The following is a 5,959-nucleotide window of genomic DNA, read 5'->3' as shown; positions in this document are numbered from 1 at the left end:
GGCTCGGGACCGGGTTTGACAGCCGGAAACGAGATGTTCTAGGATAGAAAAGTTGCTTCGGAGCGATCCGGAAAGCGAAAATTGACAACAGAGAATATGATATGATATTCTAGGTTGGCGGTTTTCTTCCGGTGGTGCCGGTAGCGCCTGTTGTTTGAGAACTCAATAGTGTGCCAAGTTTGTTGATACCAAATTATTTGATTGTTTGGTTGGCGTGAGGCTTCCACCCCCGTGGAAGTGATCACGTATCAGCCATGGATCGCTGACTGGTGTGCTTGCTGGTGGTCCCTGTGAGGGATGCTGCGTGGGTGATCGTGTTTTTCCGGCATGGTCGTCTGTGTGGTGTCTTGGGGATCGTCTGGTGGGTGTGCTGGTTGTTCTATCAGTTTTTGATGGAGAGTTTGATCCTGGCTCAGGATGAACGCTGGCGGCGTGCTTAACACATGCAAGTCGAACGATGAAGCCCGTGCTTGCACGGGTGGATTAGTGGCGAACGGGTGAGTATCACGTGAGTAACCTGCCCTTGACTCTGGGATAAGCCTGGGAAACTGGGTCTAATACCGGATATGACCAGTCCTCGCATGAGGTGCTGGTGGAAAGATTTTATCGGTCTTGGATGGACTCGCGGCCTATCAGCTAGACGGTGAGGTAACGGCTCACCGTGGCGATGACGGGTAGCCGGCCTGAGAGGGTGACCGGCCACACTGGGACTGAGACACGGCCCAGACTCCTACGGGAGGCAGCAGTGGGGAATATTGCACAATGGGCGCAAGCCTGATGCAGCGACGCCGCGTGCGGGATGACGGCCTTCGGGTTGTAAACCGCTTTCAGCAGGGAAGAAGCTTTTGTGACGGTACCTGCAGAAGAAGCGCCGGCTAACTACGTGCCAGCAGCCGCGGTAATACGTAGGGCGCGAGCGTTATCCGGAATTATTGGGCGTAAAGAGCTCGTAGGCGGCTTGTCGCGTCTGCTGTGAAAGCCCGGGGCTTAACCCCGGGTGTGCAGTGGGTACGGGCAGGCTAGAGTGCAGTAGGGGAGACTGGAATTCCTGGTGTAGCGGTGAAATGCGCAGATATCAGGAGGAACACCGATGGCGAAGGCAGGTCTCTGGGCTGTTACTGACGCTGAGGAGCGAAAGCATGGGGAGCGAACAGGATTAGATACCCTGGTAGTCCATGCCGTAAACGTTGGGCACTAGGTGTGGGGGACATTCCACGTTTTCCGCGCCGTAGCTAACGCATTAAGTGCCCCGCCTGGGGAGTACGGCCGCAAGGCTAAAACTCAAAGGAATTGACGGGGGCCCGCACAAGCGGCGGAGCATGCGGATTAATTCGATGCAACGCGAAGAACCTTACCAAGGCTTGACATGGACCGGATCGCTGCAGAGATGTAGTTTCCCTTCGGGGCTGGTTCACAGGTGGTGCATGGTTGTCGTCAGCTCGTGTCGTGAGATGTTGGGTTAAGTCCCGCAACGAGCGCAACCCTTGTCCTATGTTGCCAGCACGTAATGGTGGGGACTCATGGGAGACTGCCGGGGTCAACTCGGAGGAAGGTGGGGATGACGTCAAATCATCATGCCCCTTATGTCTTGGGCTTCACGCATGCTACAATGGCCGGTACAGTGGGTTGCGATACTGTGAGGTGGAGCTAATCCCTAAAAGCCGGTCTCAGTTCGGATCGAAGTCTGCAACTCGACTTCGTGAAGTTGGAGTCGCTAGTAATCGCAGATCAGCAACGCTGCGGTGAATACGTTCCCGGGCCTTGTACACACCGCCCGTCAAGTCACGAAAGTTGGTAACACCCGAAGCCCACGGCCCAACCGGTTTTCCGGGGGGAGTGGTCGAAGGTGGGACTGGCGATTGGGACTAAGTCGTAACAAGGTAGCCGTACCGGAAGGTGCGGCTGGATCACCTCCTTTCTAAGGAGCTTGGGCTCGAGTTCGAGTCCGCCGCCTGATGCTCACCGAGTGTGTGAGCTGGTGGTCTGCTCAAGGGTGGAATATCAACATTCTGTCGCTGCGTCTGTGCGTCTGGCTGTTCAGTACCTGGTGCTGGTTCCCTGTGGAGGGGGCTGGTGGTGGTGGAAGTCGGTCGGGTGTGTGGGTGTGGTGCTTGGTACACTGTTGGGTCCTGGGACAACAGGCCTGGCTGCGGTGGCGTTGGTCGTCGTGGTGGGTTCTGGTGTTTCTGGATCTGTTGCCCTGGCTGCAGGTAGCCGCATTGGGGGCATCATCGGGCCGCAGCATCCTGGTTTTGGGGTGTTGTGGTGGTGGTGTCTGGTGTGGTGATGGTGGTGGGGGTTGTTGTTTGGGAACTGCATAGTGGACGCGAGCATCTTTGTTTCTTAATGTGAAACGTGGTCAAGCATCGCATCGTTGTCATGGCCCTGTTGGGTTGTGGTGGTGGTGTTGTGTTGTCCTTGGTTGAACACTTGTGTGTAAGTGTTGAAGGGCGCATGGTGGATGCCTTGGCAGCAGGAGCCGATGAAGGACGTGGGAATCTGCGATAAGCCTGGTGGAGTTGATAACCGAGCGTTGATACCAGGATTTCCGAATGGGGAAACCCCGCATGCTGTTATGGTGTGTGACCGCCGGCTGAATGTATAGGCCGGTTGGAGGGAACGTCGGGAAGTGAAACATCTCAGTACCGACAGGAAGAGAAAACAAGAGTGATTCCGTGAGTAGTGGCGAGCGAAAGCGGATGGGGCTAAACCGTGTGCGTGTGATACCTGGTAGGGGTTGCGTGCGCGGGGTTGTGGGACATTCCGTCCAGGGTCTACCAGTCCTGGGGGTTGAGGTGCGGGCGTATAGACGAACACGTTTGAGTGCGTGACCGGAGAGGGTGGGAGTCCCGTAGTCGTAATGCGTTCCGCCGGCCTGTGAGTGTATCCCGAGTAGCACGAGGCTCGAGGAATCTTGTGTGAATCTGCCAGGACCACCTGGTAAGCCTGAATACTCCCTGCTGACCGATAGTGAATCAGTACCGTGAGGGAATGGTGAAAAGTACCCCGGGAGGGGAGTGAAATAGTACCTGAAACCATGTGCCTACAATCCGTCAAAGCATCCTGCGGGGTGTGATGGCGTGCCTTTTGAAGAATGAGCCTGCGAGTTAGTGCTCAGTGGCGAGGTTAACCCGTGTGGGGCAGCCGTAGCGAAAGCGAGTCTGAATAGGGCGTTTGAGTCGCTGGGTCTAGACCCGAAGCGGAGTGATCTACCCATGGCCAGGTTGAAGCGCGTGTAAGAGCGCGTGGAGGACCGAACCCACCTAGGTTGAAAACTGGGGGGATGAGCTGTGGGTAGGGGTGAAAGGCCAATCAAACTCTGTGATAGCTGGTTCTCCCCGAAATGCATTTAGGTGCAGCGTTGTGTGTTTCTTGCCGGAGGTAGAGCTACTGGATGGCCGATGGGCCCTACAAGGTTACTGACGTCAGCTAAACTCCGAATACCGGTAAGTGAGAGCGCAGCAGTGAGACTGTGGGGGATAAGCTTCATGGTCGAGAGGGAAACAGCCCAGACCACCGGTTAAGGCCCCTAAGCGTGTGCTAAGTGGGAAAGGATGTGGAGTTGCTTAGACAACCAGGAGGTTGGCTTAGAAGCAGCCACCCTTGAAAGAGTGCGTAATAGCTCACTGGTCAAGTGATTCCGCGCCGACAATGTAGCGGGGCTCAAGCACACCGCCGAAACCGTGGCAATTCTCATCTTTGGATGGGGGTTGGGTAGGGGAGCGTCGAGCACAGCGGTGAAGCCGCGGCGGAAGCCTGTGGTGGAGCGTGTTCGAGTGAGAATGCAGGCATGAGTAGCGAAAGACACGTGAGAAACGTGTCCGCCGAATGACCAAGGGTTCCAGGGTCAAGCTAATCTGCCCTGGGTTAGTCGGGACCTAAGGCGAGGCCGACAGGCGTAGTCGATGGACAACGGGTTGATATTCCCGTACCGGCGAAGAACCGCCCATGGTGAACTGGTGATACTAACCACCCGAACCACACTGGACAGTCTCTTTGAGTCTGCGTGTGTGGGGAGCGTGGGACCTGAACTGGGGAGCCAAGCGTATTAACAGGTGTGACGCAGGAAGGTAGCCGGGCCTAGCGATGGTTGTCTAGGTCTAAGAATGTAGCCTGGTTCCTAGGTAAATCCGGGAGCTGTTGAGGGTGAGATTTGATGGGCCCCACCGTTTGGGTGGGGATCCGGTGATCCTATGCTGCCGAGAAAAGCATCGACGCGAGGTTCTAGCCGCCCGTACCCCAAACCGACACAGGTGGTCAGGTAGAGAATACCAAGGCGATCGAGAGAATCACGGTTAAGGAACTCGGCAAAATGCCCCCGTAACTTCGGGAGAAGGGGGGCCTCACCCGTGATCCGCACTTGCTGCGGGGAGGCGGGTTGGGGCCGCAGAGACCAGGGGGAAGCGACTGTTTACTAAAAACACAGGTCCGTGCGAAGTCGTAAGACGATGTATACGGACTGACTCCTGCCCGGTGCTGGAAGGTTAAGAGGACGAGTCAGCTGCTTTCGGGTAGCGAAGCTCAGAATTTAAGCCCCAGTAAACGGCGGTGGTAACTATAACCATCCTAAGGTAGCGAAATTCCTTGTCGGGTAAGTTCCGACCTGCACGAATGGAGTAACGACTTCCCCGCTGTCTCAACCGTGAACTCGGCGAAATTGCATTACGAGTAAAGATGCTCGTTACGCGCAGCAGGACGGAAAGACCCCGAGACCTTTACTATAGCTTGGTATTGGTGTTTGACATCACTTGTGTAGGATAGGTGGGAGACTGTGAAGCGGTCACGCTAGTGGTCGTGGAGTCATCGTTGAAATACCACTCTGGTGTTGTTAGGCATCTAACTTCGGGCCCTGATCGGGTCCAGGGACAGTGCCTGGTGGGTAGTTTAACTGGGGCGGTTGCCTCCCAAAGAGTAACGGAGGCGCCCAAAGGTTCCCTCAGCCTGGTTGGCAATCAGGTGTTGAGTGTAAGTGCACAAGGGAGCTTGACTGTGAGACAGGCATGTCGAGCAGGAACGAAAGTTGGGACTAGTGATCCGGCGGCACCGTGTGGAAGGGCCGTCGCTCAACGGATAAAAGGTACCTCGGGGATAACAGGCTGATCCTGCCCAAGAGTCCATATCGACGGCATGGTTTGGCACCTCGATGTCGGCTCGTCGCATCCTGGGGCTGGAGTTGGTCCCAAGGGTTGGGCTGTTCGCCCATTAAAGCGGTACGCGAGCTGGGTTTAGAACGTCGTGAGACAGTTCGGTCCCTATCCGCTGCGCGCGTTGGAGATTTGAGAAGGTCTGTCCTTAGTACGAGAGGACCGGGACGGACGAACCTCTGGTGTGTCAGTTGTACTGCCAAGTGCACCGCTGATTAGCTACGTTCGGGATGGATAACCGCTGAAAGCATCTAAGCGGGAAGCCGGCTTCAAGATAAGATCTCCGTCACCCTTGAGGTGTGAAGGCTCCCAGCTAGACCACTGGGTTGATAGGCCGGATGTGGAAGCACGGACTGAAGACGTGTGAAGCTGACCGGTACTAATAAGCCGACCACTTACACCACACACACTTTCCTCACGTTTGTTGGGGTTGGTATGGGTGTTCAACAAGAATCACTTGAGAAATTGCGTGTTCGCGTCCACTAGGCGGTCCCTGATCAACAAACCCTGTCCCCTCGTTGTTGTGTTCTCTCGTGTTGTCGAGGGGATGCTGTGAGGGGTGGCAGCTAATTGAATACGACTCATGCGCGCCTCGGGTTGGTTGAGGTGTAGTCGTTACTGGATTTACCCGCTGTTGGTATCGTGCCTGCTGGTGTGTAGGTGGTGGTGCTGGTGGTTGGGTTGAGAGAGTTACGGCGGTCATAGCGTGGGGGAAACGCCCGGTCCCATCCCGAACCCGGAAGCTAAGACCCACAGCGCCGATGGTACTGCACACGGGAGTGTGTGGGAGAGTAGGTCACCGCCGGACACCACTT

General features: G+C 56.0%; 3 rRNA genes. All 3 read left to right on the top strand.

Annotation, left to right across the window (positions count from 1 at the left end):
• The first annotated feature begins 389 nt into the window (after window positions 1–389).
• Window positions 390–1,918 (top strand): 16S ribosomal RNA (locus ABD658_RS15140).
• A gap of 516 nt (window positions 1,919–2,434) precedes the next feature.
• Window positions 2,435–5,547 (top strand): 23S ribosomal RNA (locus ABD658_RS15135).
• Window positions 5,548–5,835: 288 nt separating this feature from the next.
• Window positions 5,836–5,952, top strand: a 5S ribosomal RNA gene (gene rrf / locus ABD658_RS15130).
• The 16S, 23S and 5S rRNA genes sit together here, the layout of an rRNA operon.
• Window positions 5,953–5,959 lie beyond the last annotated feature (7 nt).

This window comes from Nesterenkonia aethiopica, from assembly GCF_039534665.1.
Classification (GTDB): Bacteria; Actinomycetota; Actinomycetes; order Actinomycetales; family Micrococcaceae; genus Nesterenkonia; species Nesterenkonia aethiopica.
The sequence above is the reverse complement of the archived record's forward strand: the minus strand, read 5'-3'. Positions and strand labels throughout refer to the sequence as shown.